At 56.2% G+C, this 13593-nt stretch carries 15 protein-coding genes; 2 read left to right on the top strand and 13 right to left on the bottom strand.

The genetic code is table 11. The annotated features are described in order from the left end of the window. Positions 1-102: 102 nt before the first annotated feature. Positions 103-702 (bottom strand): hypothetical protein, encoded by a 600-nt coding sequence (locus A2V21_303055; protein OIJ73330.1) that lies wholly within the window; start codon positions 700-702, stop codon positions 103-105. Then, positions 692-1987 (bottom strand): methylenetetrahydrofolate--tRNA-(uracil(54)-C(5))-methyltransferase (FADH(2)-oxidizing) TrmFO, encoded by a 1296-nt coding sequence (locus tag A2V21_303060; protein ID OIJ73331.1) that lies wholly within the window; start codon positions 1985-1987, stop codon positions 692-694. Before A2V21_303060 ends, A2V21_303055 begins: the two co-directional genes overlap by 11 nt. A 118-nt stretch (positions 1988-2105) precedes the next feature. Between A2V21_303060 and A2V21_303065 the strand changes: the two genes are divergently transcribed. Together A2V21_303065 and A2V21_303070 are read left to right on the top strand one after the other, a co-directional pair. Next, positions 2106-2402 (top strand): acylphosphatase, encoded by a 297-nt coding sequence (locus A2V21_303065; GenBank protein ID OIJ73332.1) that lies wholly within the window; start codon positions 2106-2108, stop codon positions 2400-2402. A 26-nt stretch (positions 2403-2428) separates the two neighbouring features. Beyond that, positions 2429-2971: a hypothetical protein gene (locus A2V21_303070; protein OIJ73333.1), complete on the top strand. Its 543-nt coding sequence runs from the start codon at positions 2429-2431 to the stop codon at positions 2969-2971. Positions 2972-3100: 129 nt separating this feature from the next. Here A2V21_303070 and A2V21_303075 read toward each other — a convergent pair whose 3' ends face one another. From A2V21_303075 to A2V21_303125, 11 genes are all read right to left on the bottom strand, one after another. Continuing rightward, a complete protein-coding gene (locus tag A2V21_303075; GenBank protein ID OIJ73334.1) occupies positions 3101-3418 on the bottom strand; it encodes a hypothetical protein in 318 nt (105 codons plus the stop codon). 4 nt (positions 3419-3422) lie between these two features. Then, on the bottom strand, positions 3423-4256 hold the full coding sequence (locus A2V21_303080) for a 16S rRNA (cytidine(1402)-2'-O)-methyltransferase (GenBank protein OIJ73335.1): 834 nt from the start codon (positions 4254-4256) through the stop codon (positions 3423-3425). Next, complete coding sequence (locus A2V21_303085; GenBank protein OIJ73336.1) at positions 4253-5023, bottom strand: hypothetical protein; 771 nt, start codon at positions 5021-5023, stop codon at positions 4253-4255. Before A2V21_303085 ends, A2V21_303080 begins: the two co-directional genes overlap by 4 nt. A 55-nt stretch (positions 5024-5078) precedes the next feature. Further along, the gene (locus A2V21_303090) at positions 5079-6023 is read right to left on the bottom strand and encodes an ABC transporter ATP-binding protein (GenBank protein ID OIJ73337.1); all 945 of its coding nucleotides are present in this window, start codon (positions 6021-6023) and stop codon (positions 5079-5081) included. A 244-nt stretch (positions 6024-6267) separates the two neighbouring features. After that, positions 6268-7293 carry a hypothetical protein gene (locus A2V21_303095; GenBank protein OIJ73338.1) on the bottom strand — a complete coding sequence of 342 codons (1026 nt, stop codon included), beginning with the start codon at positions 7291-7293 and terminating at the stop codon, positions 6268-6270. A gap of 11 nt (positions 7294-7304) precedes the next feature. Then, a complete protein-coding gene (locus tag A2V21_303100) occupies positions 7305-8009 on the bottom strand; it encodes a DNA-binding response regulator (GenBank protein ID OIJ73339.1) in 705 nt (234 codons plus the stop codon). Next, a complete protein-coding gene (locus tag A2V21_303105) occupies positions 7972-8397 on the bottom strand; it encodes a hypothetical protein (protein ID OIJ73340.1) in 426 nt (141 codons plus the stop codon). The genes A2V21_303100 and A2V21_303105 overlap by 38 nt, the downstream gene beginning before the upstream one ends. 131 nt (positions 8398-8528) lie before the next feature. Continuing rightward, positions 8529-9947 carry a glutamate synthase (NADPH), homotetrameric gene (locus tag A2V21_303110; protein OIJ75031.1) on the bottom strand — a complete coding sequence of 473 codons (1419 nt, stop codon included), beginning with the start codon at positions 9945-9947 and terminating at the stop codon, positions 8529-8531. Between the two features lie 91 nt (positions 9948-10038). After that, positions 10039-10890 (bottom strand): ferredoxin-NADP reductase, encoded by an 852-nt coding sequence (locus tag A2V21_303115; GenBank protein ID OIJ73341.1) that lies wholly within the window; start codon positions 10888-10890, stop codon positions 10039-10041. Positions 10891-10967: 77 nt separating this feature from the next. Further along, positions 10968-11729, bottom strand: a complete 762-nt coding sequence (locus A2V21_303120) for a hypothetical protein (protein OIJ73342.1) — start codon at positions 11727-11729, stop codon at positions 10968-10970. A gap of 1 nt (position 11730) precedes the next feature. Further along, positions 11731-13584: a 1-deoxy-D-xylulose-5-phosphate synthase gene (locus A2V21_303125; GenBank protein ID OIJ75032.1), complete on the bottom strand. Its 1854-nt coding sequence runs from the start codon at positions 13582-13584 to the stop codon at positions 11731-11733. Positions 13585-13593: the final 9 nt, after the last annotated feature.

A 13593-nucleotide genomic window follows, 5' to 3' on the forward strand; every position in this document is an offset into this window, starting at 1 on the left:
ACCTTATTCTGTCCAATTGCTCCCTGAATTGAAAAAGGCAAGCCATCCGGCTTGCCTTTCGATTTTTATCCCATCCCCTCAACACATCCACCCATCTTCTCCTCAGCGGTCCATCACTCCAAGGCCCCTCAAGGCTAAGCTCCTCATCCTGGGGTTGCCCTTTGTGGCGAAATAGAGCAAGGCCTCTTCCGCCCGCTTGTCACCTATCTTTGAAACCGCCTCAAGGGCGCGCTCGACCACGCCGCTGTCCTGGTGCTTCATCGCCTGCACCAGCGGTCCCAGAAGCCTCGAGTCCTTGAATAATGTCATGGATTCTACCACCGCCCTCACCACTATCGGGCTCTGGTCTTTCAACGCCTCGACAAGGGCGGGTAAGGTCGACGGGTCGCCGAGGGCGCCAAGCGCCCTCGCGGCGGCGGCCCTCACGTCTTCGGCCTGGTCATTTAGCGCAGCCGACAAGAGCTCGGCTATCTTCGCCCCCTTAAGCTCGGAGAGCGCGTAGATGACCCGCACCTTCTCGAGCATCTCGCCGGACCCTACCTTCCTGGAGAGCATCTCAAGCCTGTCGCGCGCCTCAAGCTTTTCAAGGGCTTCGGCTGCCGCCTTCCTGACATCTTCGTCCGCGTCCTTCAACGCCGCGAGCAGTGCTTCTTTCCTCTTGTCCATGCGATAATCTATATCAGAAGAGGGCTCAAGTTGCAAGGGCAACGTCCCTCCATTTCGCGAACTCGTCTATCGCCCTTCTCGCCTGCTTCTCGCGCCTGTCCTTTCCGGTAAGCGGAGGCAGAAGGCCCATGTTCGCGTTCATCGGTGAGAACTCTCCATCCTTGCCAGAAATGTACCTCATCAAAGCCCCGGATATCGTAGTCTCAGGCGGGCAGACGGCTTCAAGCCCCAATGCGGCCCTTAACGCGTTTATCCCGGCGAGCGCCCCTGACATGGCAGATTCGCAGTAGCCCTCGACCCCGGTTATCTGCCCGGCAAAGAATATGCCAGGAGAGGACTTAAGCTCCTGCGCCTCGGTGAGAAGGCGGGGAGAGTTGATGTAGCTGTTCCTGTGGAGCTTTCCAAGTCTGGCGAACTCGGCATTCGCCAACGCCGGGATCATCCTGAAAATCCTTTTCTGCTCAGGGAACTTGAGCCTCGTCTGAAATCCTACGAGGTTATATAAAGTCCCTTCCAGATTTTCTCTTCTCAACTGTACAACGGCAAAGGGGCGCTTGCCTGTGGCGGGGTCGGTAAGGCCGACAGGGCGCATGGGGCCGAAGAGCAGGGTCTGTGCGCCGCGCTGGGCCATTACCTCTATCGGCATGCAGCCCTCGAAGCTCGCCATATCCTCGAACTCGTGCTTCCGGGCGGTGTCGGCTTTTATAAGCTCGGCGTAGAAGGCATCGTACTCGTCTTTCGAGAGCGGGCAGTTTATGTAATCATCCCCGCCCTTCCCGTAGCGGGAGGCGCTGAAGGCGCTTCGCATGTCGATAGATTCGGCATAGACGATAGGCGCTACAGCGTCATAGAAATTCAGATTCTTCCCGACAAGCCCTTCTATCGCATTGGCAAGACCGTCAGAGGTCAAAGGCCCTGTGGCGACAATAACAGGGCGCTCAGCAGGCAACGCCTGCACCTCTCCCCTTCTTATCTCGACACCCGCGCGCTCAAGCTCCCCTGTCACAAAGGCGGAAAACGCGCTCCTGTCCACAGCGAGCGTCTTCCCGGCAGGCACCCTGGTCTGGTCCGCGGCCTTTATGATTATAGAATCAAGGAGGCGCATCTCTTCCTTTAATATGCCGGAGGCGTTCTCGATGCTTTCGGACTTAAGAGAGTTGCTGCAGACAAGCTCCGCAAGGGTAGCGAGACTGTGCGCCGGAGAGTAGCTCTCCGGCTTCATCTCGAATACTACCGCCCTGCCGCCGCGCCTTACTGCCTGCCAGGCCGCTTCAGCCCCGGCAAGCCCGCCGCCCACTATGATTATCTTCTTTTCGCTCATGCTCTTCTCCAACGGACATTTTAAACTCAGGGGCCCCGCGCTTCAAGCATAAAGCTTCAACCATAAATGCGCCCGCCCTCTCCTTGCGCCACAGCCCTTTTTATGATAGGTTTTGAGAATGGATGGGCCAGTGCGCGCGCACCTTATAATCGAAGGTCTTGTGCAGGGTGTCTCCTACCGCGCTGCGACGGTAGAGACGGCGAGGCAGCACGGTGTTTCGGGATGGGTAAAGAACAACCCGGACGGCAACGTCGAGGCGATTATAGAGGGGGACAAGGCCATGGTCGAGAAGCTCATAGACTGGTGCAGAAAAGGGCCGCCGCTCGCGCGTGTCGAAAGGGTGAACGTCAGCTGGGAGCCCTTCAAGAACGAATTTGACGACTTTACCGCCCTCACGCGGTACAGCATATATTGAGGCTTATGAGACTGAGATTTTTAATCATGCTCCTTGCCGTCATTATGGCAGCTGGTTGCCAGCCAAAACCCAGGGTAGGCTACCTTGCGCCTGAGGCCATCGGGCCGAAGGGCTATCAGGTCGACGCGGGATCCGGCGTTATAGACACGAGCTTCATAAGGATGTCAGCGCGGCAGGTGAAAAAAGGGGAAGAGACCTCGAAGCTCCTCTCTGCGCTCGTTGAGAAGGGCTACATACTCATAGCCCTCTCGATAGAGAACACTTCCGGCAAGACGGTAATATACAAGCCGAACCTGACGGTACTCACCAATGACGCCTTTGATTTCCTGAGGCCTCTCGACTATACCGACCTGTACTCACTCGATGACATGGAAGGGCTGGAAGAGATAAAGGGCAGGTTCTACGACCTTGATGTGACGCTCAGGCCCGGCCAGCGGACAGCGAAGCTGCTTATATTCAGGGCCCTTTCAAAGAACGTTAAGAAGATCAATCTGCAGATAGACGACCTCTATGTCGGCACAGAGCCGATAAGGCTTACATTCCCGTTCTACTTCAAGCCTGAGGCCTGACAGGCTGCCGCAAAAAGTCCGTGACTGTCATAGCGATGAGCATTTTTTGCGAAGCAATCACTAAGCCATTACAGAGACAAGATCGCTTCGCTTTGCTCGCAATGACCGCAAAATATTTTTTCACTGATGCTAATCCTTTTCCGCTTCCCTCTGCTTTTCATCCGTATTCTCGTTCGCGCCTGCCACCGCCTTTTTGGCCTTGTTTATGGCGGCGCCGATAGACTCCTTGGCGTCTCCGGCCTTTTCCTTCACAGTCTCGGCTGTATCGCCAACGACCTCTTTGGCCTCTTTAGCGGTGCTCTTTATCTCTTTCTCGTACTTCTCAAGTTTCGTACCGGCCTGCTCGGTCTTGCTGCCGAAGGCCTTAAGATACTCTGGGCCGCCGAAGTAGAGGAAGGCCGCGAGCGCCAGCACCCCGATTATCAAACCAAACAGGAATCTCATCATCGCCTTATCCTTTTCTTGTCTTCTCCCTGATTGATAGAGCCTCTTTATAGACCTCTGCCCTTGGAGCGCTGAAGTCCTTTGCTATCGCCTTTACCGCGTCGTTCAATTTTGCTCCCGTCGCGAGAAGCGATTCAAGCGCGGGCCTGAAGTCCCCCTTTGCCGCATCCTCCGTACGGACGGCGAGCGTTATCTCTCCCCTTACCTCTTTATCTCCAAGCTCTGCCAGTATCTCGCTTATCCTCCCCCTCAGCACCTCTTCGTGCACCTTCGTAAGCTCCCGCCCAACGGCCGCCTGGATATCTCCCAGTATTGCCAGCATGGCCTCAAGAGTTGCCTTGAGCCTCCTTGGGGATTCATAAAAGACAAATGTGCGGGCCCGTCCGGAAATGCCGGACAGATACTCCTTTAGCGCGGCTTCCTTCTCCGGGAGGAAGCCGGCGAAGGTGAACTCGTCCGTCGGGAGGCCAGCCACACTCACAAGCGAGATGATAGCCGAAGGGCCGGGTATGGCTACTACATCTACCGAGCTTTCGGCAGCCGACTTAATAAGCCTGTAGCCAGGGTCTGATATCCCCGGCGTGCCCGCGTCCGAAACAAGCGCTATATCCGTGCCCTCCATGAGCTTCCCGACAAGATAACCGGATTTTTCCCTCTCGTTGTGCTCATGGTAGCTCGTAAGAGGGGTATCTATCCCGTAATGGTCCAGGAGCCGCCTGGTGTGCCTTGTGTCCTCAGCCGCTATGAGCCCCGCCTCTTTCAGGACCCTCAGGGCGCGCAGTGTAACGTCCTCAAGGTTCCCGATGGGAGTAGCGACAACGAAAAGCTTTCCTTTGCTCATTTCCTCCTCTCGAACATGAAAGCCGAGGCAAAGGTAAAGATAAGAGCGAAGACCGCCACGAAGGCTATGTCGATGGCTATGGGGAACTCTGCCATAAGCCTCCCCTGCCCAGGCAGGAGTATGTGCTTGAAGGAATCGACCCCATAGCAGAGCGGGTTTATGAAGGCGAATACCTTTATATACTCCGGCAGCGACCCGACCGGGTAAAGGGCGCCGCTCAAGAAGAACATCGGAAGCACTATGAAGTTCATTATCACGTTGAAGCCCTCGAGGGAAGCGAGGAAAGAGGCAATGAACAAGCCGAAGGCCGTTATGGCGAAAGCGACCAGCGACATAAGGAGCAGCATCAGGATGAAATCAAGGGCGCCGACGTCCAGGCTCAGAAACGGCGCCACGATGAGGAGGACCGCCCCCTGGAATACCGAAAGCGCGGTGCCTGAGAGGAGCTTGCCGAATACTATCGTGACCCTTGATACCGGGGCGACGAGCATCTCGCGCAGAAATCCGAACTCGCGGTCCCAGACGACAGAGATGGTCGAAAAGATGGAGCTGAAGAGTATGGTCATCCCCACGATGCCGGGGAGTATGAACTGGATATACTGGACCCCGTCGGTCGTATCTATCAATCTGGTAAAGCCGGAACCAACGATAAAGAGCCAGATAAGGGGGCGCGCGGCAGTGACGACGAGCCTTCCCTTCTGCCTGAAAAACCTCTTAAACTCCCTTAAGGTTATTACGTAAATAGCTTTATATGATAGTATTTTCATTCCGCTTGCATAGTCCTTAAAAATTTCAACCTTGTCTTCTCTATCGCCCTAAGCCCTAGCCCCTGAACCTCTGCTGGGGGGCATACTCCCTGATCTCCCTGCCCGTAAGGTTGATGAAGACGTCCTCGAGGCTGGGGCGTTTGAGGTTCACGGAGATTATCCCCACCTCGAGCCTCTCGAAGAGCCTGGGGATGAACTTTTCTCCGGCCTCTACCATTAAGGCGAGCCCCCCCTCTATCCTCTTGGGCTTTAAACCGAGCTTAACCTCTATCTCTGATGCCGCCCGGTCGTTATCGATGGTCTTAAGGTAGATGGTATCGCCCCGCAGGGCGCTTTTAAGACCGTCCGGGCTGTCGCAGGCGATTATCTGCCCCCTGTCTATGATGGCTATCCTGTCGCAGACGTCTGCCTCGTCCATGTAATGGGTCGTCATGAAGACGGTATTGCCCTCGGCCTTCTTAAGGCTCCTTATGAACTCCCATACGTTTACCCTTGTCTGGGGGTCGAGGCCGAGGGTCGGCTCGTCCAGAAATAAAACCCTGGGCCTGTGGAGAAGCCCCCTTGCTATCTCAAGGCGCCTTTTCATGCCGCCCGAGAACTTCTTCACCAGGTCGTCGCGCCTGTCGGCGAGGCCAACGACCTCAAGTATCTCGCCTATCCTCTCCTCGGTGAGCCTCGTCTCCATGTTGTACATGTAGCAGTGGAACTTGAGGTTCTCGTAGGCCGTAAGCTCGTTGTCGAGGGTTACCTCCTGAAAGACCAGCCCGATCGATGAGCGCACCTGATGGGCCTGCCGCCTGCAGTCGTAGCCGTTTACGATGGCCGACCCTGAATCGAAGCCAAGGAGGGTGCAGAGGATATTGATGGTCGTGGTCTTCCCGGCGCCGTTGGGCCCCAGAAAGCCGAAGGTCTCCCCCTCCTTCACATTGAAGGAAACACCCTTGACCGCTTCGGTGCCGTTATATCTCTTGACGAGGTCTTCTACTTGTATTATCGCCATAGTCTAACAGGATGTTGAAAAAGTCCATCCAGGACTTTTTCAACTACGATTTGGCCTGAGTGAATCAGTCCAAATCTTACAAATTGCCCGGCTTTTCAAGTCTCGCAATTTGGCAATCCATCCATGGATTGCTTTATCAGGCTGTTTTTCAACAGCCTGATAAAGAAAAAGGTAACCGGCGGATTATAACATAATTCAAGGAAAAGGGTATATTCCGGATAATTAGCAGGTTGCTGAAAGTGGCTTACTTGCAGGCCTTGATGGAGAAGCTGAAGGTGGAACCCTTGCCTGGCCTGCTCTCGACATGGAGCTTGCCGTTATGCCCCTGTATGATGTGCTTTACGATGGCAAGACCGAGGCCGGTGCCGCCAAGCTCCCTGCTCCGGGCCTTGTCCACCCTGTAAAAACGCTCGAATATCCGCGGGATATCCGCCGCAGGGATGCCTATGCCGGTATCCTTGACTTCGATCCTGACACTGCCGTTGTCGCTCTCGGCGGAAACGCTTACTGCTCCGCCCGAATGTGTGTACTTTATCGCGTTATCAAGGAGGTTCACGAGCACCTGCTCGATCCTGTCGTGGTCGCCGAGGGCCTTGGGGAGCTTTTCAGGGATGGCCGAAGAGATCGCAATGCCCTTGTCCCTGGCCTGCTTCTCAAAACCGGGTATTATGGTATGCACAAGCTCCTTCATGTCGACAGGGGCGGAGACTATGGTCATCTGATGGGATTCGAGCCTGGAGAGCGTCAGCAGGTCGTCTATGAGCCTCGACATCCTCGTTGCGTGCCTGTCTATTATGCGGAGGAACTCGCGGAGCGTCTCCCTGTCGTCCATGCCACCGTCAAGGAGGGTCTCGGAATAGCCCTTGATAGAGGCCAACGGGGTGCGGAGCTCATGCGAGACGTTCGCGACGAAGTCCTTTTTTATCGTCTCTACCCTTTTTTCTTCGGTTATATCCTGGAGGAAGATGAGCAGGCTGAACGCGGCCCTCTCCTTCAAGGGGACAAGACGGACGCTGAAGAACCTCTGCCCTTCGGTTATCTCGATATTCTCGGTGCTTCCGCGGCGCCTCTCAAGAAAGCCGCCTATCGCCTTGAGGAGCGGCTCGTTCCTGATGATCTCCGCAACAGCTCTGCCTTCTACGCCGCCCTCTACGGGAAAGAACTTGGTAAAAGACGGGTTCGCGTAAAGCGCGGCGCCTTTTTTGCCAAGGACGATGATGCCTGTGCGCATCTCACGGGCTATGGTCTCGAGTATCAGGGTCTTTGCCATATACCGCTCTCCTATTCCTCCCTGAACCTGTAGCCCACGCCCCTTACGGTCTCGATATAATCTCCGGCCTTGCCGAGCTTCGAGCGTAGCCTTCTTACATGCGTGTCGACCGTCCTGGGTATCACGTAGCAGTCCTGCCCCCATGCCCTGTCCAGGATGGCGTCCCTGCTCAAGACCCTGCCCCTGGCCTGCATAAGCTCTCTCAATAGATTGAACTCTGTAGAGGATAGCTCTATCAACTTGCCTCCCGAGTGCACCTTGTGCCTTGAGAGGTCAATGGAAATGTCCTTGAATGATATGAGACGATTTCCTTCTTCGTCCTGAGGTCTTTCAGATGTGCGCTTCAAGACCGCCTTGACCCTCAGGATAAGCTCCCTGGGGCTGAAGGGCTTTGTGATATAGTCCTCAGCTCCGAGCTCGAATCCGATTATCTTGTCGATCTCCTCGCCCTTGGCTGTGAGCATTATTACGGGGATGGAACGGGTGGTATCGTTGGACTTGAGCCTTTTGAGGACCTCGGTCCCCTCCATGTCAGGGAGCATTATGTCGAGGAGCACAAGCTCCGGCATGTTGGCCCTGGCCGACTCTATCGCCTCCGGGCCGTCCCTGGCCAGGAGGACCTGAAACCCTGCCTTCTTCAGGTTGTACTCAAGAAGGTTCAGAATGTCGTGCTCGTCGTCAACGACGAGGATCCTGGACTGGTTCGCCTTCTGCAAGTATAAGCTCCCTGACCTTCTTTTCTATTTCATCCCTTACTCGCCGCATCACTTCCCATGGCCTGCCGAGCGGGTCCTCTATCTTCCAGTCGTACTTCTTTGCGCTGCAGCCCTTGGGGCACAACTCCGCTGCCGGACAGCAGCCCATCGTTACTACCACGTCAGCCCACTCGATAAGCTCGTCCGTGACCTGGGTCGAGGCCTGCCCGGAGATGTCTATGCCCACCTCGTTCATCGCCTCGATGGTGCTCCTGTTCACGTACCCCGCCGCGGATGTGCCTGCGCTACGCACCTCGACACTGCCCTGGCCGTAGCGCCTGGCGAAGCCTTCGGCCATCTGGCTCCTGCACGTATTCCCGACGCAGACAAAAAGTATCTTCGTTGCCATCACACGTCCTTGATCTGTATATCAGTCATTCTTAACACATGAAAGATTGCAGAGGCAATAACAATCAGGGAGGCATACCGTAAGGCAAGGGGGAAGGCGTTCTTGCCGCTCCTCCATAAGACACATCACTGTTACCAGACGCCTGTCGTAAGGTACTCGTCTATGGAGTTTGCCGCCCTCCTGGCGTCCCCCATGGCGAGGATGACTGTGGCGCCTCCCCTTACGATGTCTCCGCCGGAGAAAACGCCCTTCTTGCTCGTCCTTCCGGTATCAGCGTCAGCCGAAATATTGCCCCACCTGTTCACCTTTATATCGGGCGTAGTCTGGGGTATAAGCGGGTTCGCGCCGTTGCCGATCGATATTATCGCTACATCGGCCTCTATTGTGAACTCTGAGCCAGGGACCTCGACAGGGCGCCTCCTGCCCGATTCGTCCGGAGGGCCAAGCTCCATCCTCACGCACTCTATTGCCTTGAGCCTGCCGTCGTCGTCGCCTATGAACCTCCTGGGATGGGTAAGGAGCTTCAATTCAAGCCCTTCCTCCTCGCCGTGGTGTATCTCCTCGATCCTGGCCGGCATCTCCTCCCTCGAACGCCTGTAGACGATAGATACCTCATCCGGACGGAGCCTCAGGGCTGTCCTCGCCGCGTCCATAGCGGTATTGCCCGCGCCTATGACGACCACCCTCTTTCCGCGGATGATCGGCGTGTCATATTCGGGGAACAGGTACGCCTTCATGAGGTTCACCCTTGTAAGGAATTCGTTCGCGGAATATACCCCTATGAGGTTCTCTCCGGGGATGTTCATGAAGTTTGGTAGTCCCGCGCCGGAGCCGATGAATACGGCGTCATATCCCGAGGAAAATAGCTCGTCCACGGTATCGAGCTTTCCAACTACGGCATTGAGGACGATCTCAACGCCCATGCGCTTCAGGTACTCTACCTCTGACTGGACTATCTTCTTGGGGAGCCTGAACTCGGGTATGCCATACATGAGCACCCCGCCGGCGATATGCAACGCCTCGAAGATAGTGACCTTGTGCCCCTTCTTTACGAGGTCGCCTGCGACAGTCAACCCGGCGGGGCCTGCGCCGACAACAGCCACCTTCTTGCCGGTCCACCTTGGGATCTCAGGAATCGAGACTTCACTATGCTCCCTTTCATAGTCCGCCACAAACCTCTCAAGCCTGCCTATTGAAACCGGGTCGTTCTTCTTGCCGATGACGCAGACCTTCTCGCACTGGTCCTCCTGCGGACAGACCCTGCCGCAGACCGCCGGCAACCCGTTAGTCTCCTTTATCTTCCTCGCCGCCTCCAGGAACTTGCCCTCGGCGATGAGCCTTAAGAACCACGGTATGTCTATATTCACCGGACAGCCGCCGACGCAAAGAGGCTTCTTGCACTGGATGCACCTCCTGGCCTCTTCCATCGCCTGCTCAGGGGTGTAGCCGAACGGCACCTCATGGAAATTGGTCACCCTCACGGCCGGGTCCTGCTCAGCCATGGGCTGCCTTGGGATCTTCATCCGTTCTTTGATCTCTTTCGGGTCCATATCCATCTGAAACTCACCTTTTATCATCGTAGAAGAAGCATACTGAAAGGGTTACAAGAGGTTTTCCCCAGACCCCCGCAATGCTCCCAGCCTACTTCCTATCGTAACACTTTACGCCTTCGTGGCAGGTCAATTCTTCCATAGCGAGCTTTTCCTCTTTAAGATAGCTCCTGTTACGAAGGATAAGCTCGGCGTAATCGACCTGGTGGCCATCGAACTCCGGGCCGTCGACGCAGACGAACTGTGTCTTGCCGCCGACGGTCACCCTGCAGGAGCCGCACATGCCGGTGCCGTCGACCATTATGGGATTGAGGCTCACGACCGTCGGTATATTGTACGGCCTGGTAACGTTGCTAACGGCCCTCATCATGGGCACCGGGCCTATGCCAACTACGCAGCCCATCTTCATGCCGCCGTCTATGAGGTTCTGTAGCACCTGGGTGACAAAGCCATGGTGGCCGTAGCTGCCGTCGTCTGTGGCGACATGAAGCTCGTCGCTCACCTCCCTCATCTCCTTTTCGAGTATGAGTAGCGATTTATTCCTCGCGCCGATGATCGAGACCACCCTGTTCCCGGCCTCTCTCATGGCCTTCGCTATCGGGTAGACCGGGGCGGTCCCTATGCCTCCGCCAACGCAGACCGCTATACCGAAGTTCTCTATGCGGGTTGGCTTGCCGAGCGGGCCGACCACGTCAAGGATGGAATCGCCCACGCCCATGTTGCCGAGCATGGCTGAAGACTTGCCGACCTCCTGGATTATGATGTCGATGGTGCCGCTATTAGTGTCGGAATCGAGTATGGTAAGAGGGAACCTCTCGCCAGTCTCATTGAGCCTCAAGATGACGAACTGCCCGGCCTTCCTTTTTCTGGCTATGGAAGGGGCCTTTATCTTGAACTGGTAGACCGTGTGCGCCAGCTCTTTCTTTTCCATTATAACGAACATGATTTGACTCCTTGGAGTTTCAGGGGTTCTCAGGTTTGAGCAGGAGGATGATACCAGAGGAGTGTCTTGCGATAATTTCAGTCGGTCGAGGTCTCAAGCCTTATCCAGAACTCCTTGTTGCCCTTTGTGCCTGAGATGGGCGAATCCCCTATTTCGACAACCTTGAAACCAAGGTCCTCCGAGAACCTCGCTATCTTTTCAATCACCTCGGCGTGCTTTGCCGTGTCCCTCACTATCCCACCCTTGCCGACCTGCCCTTTGCCGACCTCGAACTGAGGCTTGATGAGGGCGAGCACAGTAGCTTTTTCCTTCAGGAATTCAATAGTCTTGGGCAATATCTTTTCAAGGGATATGAACGAGACGTCTATTACAGCCAGGTCAACCGGTTCGCCGACCTCGGAGGGATCGAGATATCTGAAGTTCTTCTCCTCAAGGACCGTGACCCTTGGGTCTGCCCTGAGCCTGGAGTCTATGAGGCCCTTCCCAACATCTATCGCGTAGACCTTTTTGGCCCCTCGCTTAAGGAGGCAGTCGGTGAAGCCGCCGGTCGAGGCCCCGACATCGATTGCGACCAGGCCAGTGACATCAATGCCTGTGCTCTTCAAAAAGCCTTCGAGTTTTACCCCGCCTCTCCCTACGAACGGAAGGTCCTCTTTCAATGACAATAGAGCTTCCGGGTCGACCTCCTTGCCCGGTTTATCGACAATCAGACCGGCTACAAGGACCTTGCCGGCCATTATGAGTGCCTGCGCCCTCTCGCGGCTTGAGACCAGCCCCTTTTCAACAAGCAGGCTGTCTATCCTGAGCTTTTTATTTTTTTTCCCTGTCTTTATCTCCACCTCAAAAAGCCATCTTTACGCTCTTTTTACCTGCGGCAAAGATACGTACCGCGGCCTCGATGCCCCCGGCGGTAAGCCCCAGCCTTTCCCGGAGCTCTTCCTGAGTGCCGTGCTCTATGAACTCATCCGGCACGCCCAGCCTCTTGACCGGTATGGTGACCATGCGCTCTTCAAGCAGTTCAAGCACCGCGGCCCCGAAGCCGCCCTGGAGCGCGCCTTCTTCGACCGTTACGAGGCAGCCTGTAGAAGCGGCCGCCTTCAATATGCAACCCGCGTCAAGCGGCTTCACGAAGCGCGCGTTTATTACGCCTGCATGAATCCCTGCCTTCTCAAGGCTGAGCGCTGCCTCCATGGCGGGCCCGACCATCGTGCCAAGCGCGATGATGGTGGCGTCCTTGCCCGTCCTTAATACCTCGGCCTCTCCGGCAGGTATCAGCCTCATGGGGCCGGAGGTATCGACCCCCAGGCACGCGCCCCTCGGGTATCTTATCGACGCCGGAGTGCCGTACTGGACCGAAGAATAAAGAAGGTGCCTGAGTTCGTCCTCGTCCTTTGGGGCCGATACTGTCATATTCGGGATGTGCCTCAGGTACGAGATATCGAAGATGCCGTGGTGCGTCGGCCCGTCCTGCCCTACTATACCGGCCCTGTCAATGGCTATCACCACCGGCAACTTCTGAATGCAGACGTCATGGACGACCTCGTCATAGGCCCTCTGCAGGAAGGTGGAGTATATGGCCGTCACAGGTACAAACCCTTCCTTGGCAAGACCCCCCGCGAAGGTGAGCGCGTGCTGCTCGGCGATCCCTACGTCGAAGAACCTCTCAGGGTGCCTCTCTGCAAAGGTCGAAAGGCCCGTGCCCTCAGGCATCGCCGCGGTTATCGCAACAACGCGCCTGTCCTTTTCGGCGATCTCAAGCAATGCGGAGCTGAAGACATTGGTATAGGAAGGCTTCGAGGCCTTCTTCGACTTTCCGGTCTCCCTTACAAACGGCCCGACGCCGTGGAAGGCGGCCGGGTCGGCCTCAGCCGGGAGATAGCCCTTTCCCTTCCGTGTAAGCACATGCAGGAGCACCGGTCCCTGGATAGTCGATACGTCGTTCAGCGAGGCGACGAGGGCGTTTATATCATGTCCGTCGATGGGGCCTATGTAATGGAAGCCGAGCCCCTCGAAGAGCATGCCAGGGGTAAGGAGCGTTATGATCGAGTCATCCGCTCTCCTTGCTATCTCAAAGAGCCTGCCGCCTATCCGGGGGATCGACTTTATGAACCTCTCCACGTCTTTCTTGAGGTTTGTGGCGAACCTGCCCGTGAGCTTGCGGCTCAGGAACTGGGAGAGGGCGCCGACGTTCTTGGATATCGACATCTCGTTGTCGTTCAAGATGACGATGAGGTTCTTCTTGAGATGTCCGGCCTGGTTGAGCCCCTCGAAGGCGAGCCCGGCCGTAAGAGAGCCGTCGCCTATTACGGCGACTACCTTATAGTCCGCGCCGCCGAGGTCGCGGGCCGAGGCAATGCCGAGAGCGGCGGAAATGGATGTAGAGGAATGTCCGGCTATAAAGGCGTCGAAGGGGCTTTCAGATGGCTTGGGGAAGCCGCTTATGCCTCCGTACTGCCTGAGTGTAGTGAACTCGCGCTTCCTGCCTGTCAATATCTTATGGGCATATGCCTGGTGGCCTACGTCCCATATTATCTTGTCCTCAGGCGTATCGAGGGCGTAATGAAGGGCGATTGCTATCTCCACGGCCCCCAGGCTTGAAGCCAGATGGCCGCCCTTGTCCGATACGGTCTCTATTATAAGCTCTCTAAGTTCCGCGGCGAGCTCTACGAGCTCCTCGGGGGCCAGGGCCTTCATGTCCTTGGG

Source organism: Deltaproteobacteria bacterium GWC2_55_46, from assembly GCA_001595385.3.
GTDB lineage: Bacteria > Desulfobacterota > GWC2-55-46 > GWC2-55-46 > GWC2-55-46 > UBA5799.

What these genes read in the sequence shown, in the direction of transcription:
- A2V21_303060 (OIJ73331.1), bottom strand. Translation starts at nt 1,987, where the DNA reads ATGAGCGAAAAGAAGATAATCATAGTGGGCGGCGGGCTTGCCGGGGCT.
- A2V21_303065 (OIJ73332.1), top strand. Translation starts at nt 2,106, where the DNA reads ATGGATGGGCCAGTGCGCGCGCACCTTATAATCGAAGGTCTTGTGCAG.
- A2V21_303070 (OIJ73333.1), top strand. Translation starts at nt 2,429, where the DNA reads ATGCTCCTTGCCGTCATTATGGCAGCTGGTTGCCAGCCAAAACCCAGG.
- A2V21_303075 (OIJ73334.1), bottom strand. Translation starts at nt 3,418, where the DNA reads ATGATGAGATTCCTGTTTGGTTTGATAATCGGGGTGCTGGCGCTCGCG.
- A2V21_303080 (OIJ73335.1), bottom strand. Translation starts at nt 4,256, where the DNA reads ATGAGCAAAGGAAAGCTTTTCGTTGTCGCTACTCCCATCGGGAACCTT.
- A2V21_303085 (OIJ73336.1), bottom strand. Translation starts at nt 5,023, where the DNA reads ATGAAAATACTATCATATAAAGCTATTTACGTAATAACCTTAAGGGAG.
- A2V21_303090 (OIJ73337.1), bottom strand. Translation starts at nt 6,023, where the DNA reads ATGGCGATAATACAAGTAGAAGACCTCGTCAAGAGATATAACGGCACC.
- A2V21_303095 (OIJ73338.1), bottom strand. Translation starts at nt 7,293, where the DNA reads ATGGCAAAGACCCTGATACTCGAGACCATAGCCCGTGAGATGCGCACA.
- A2V21_303105 (OIJ73340.1), bottom strand. Translation starts at nt 8,397, where the DNA reads ATGGCAACGAAGATACTTTTTGTCTGCGTCGGGAATACGTGCAGGAGC.
- A2V21_303110 (OIJ75031.1), bottom strand. Translation starts at nt 9,947, where the DNA reads ATGGACCCGAAAGAGATCAAAGAACGGATGAAGATCCCAAGGCAGCCC.
- A2V21_303115 (OIJ73341.1), bottom strand. Translation starts at nt 10,890, where the DNA reads ATGTTCGTTATAATGGAAAAGAAAGAGCTGGCGCACACGGTCTACCAG.
- A2V21_303125 (OIJ75032.1), bottom strand. Translation starts at nt 13,584, where the DNA reads ATGAAGGCCCTGGCCCCCGAGGAGCTCGTAGAGCTCGCCGCGGAACTT.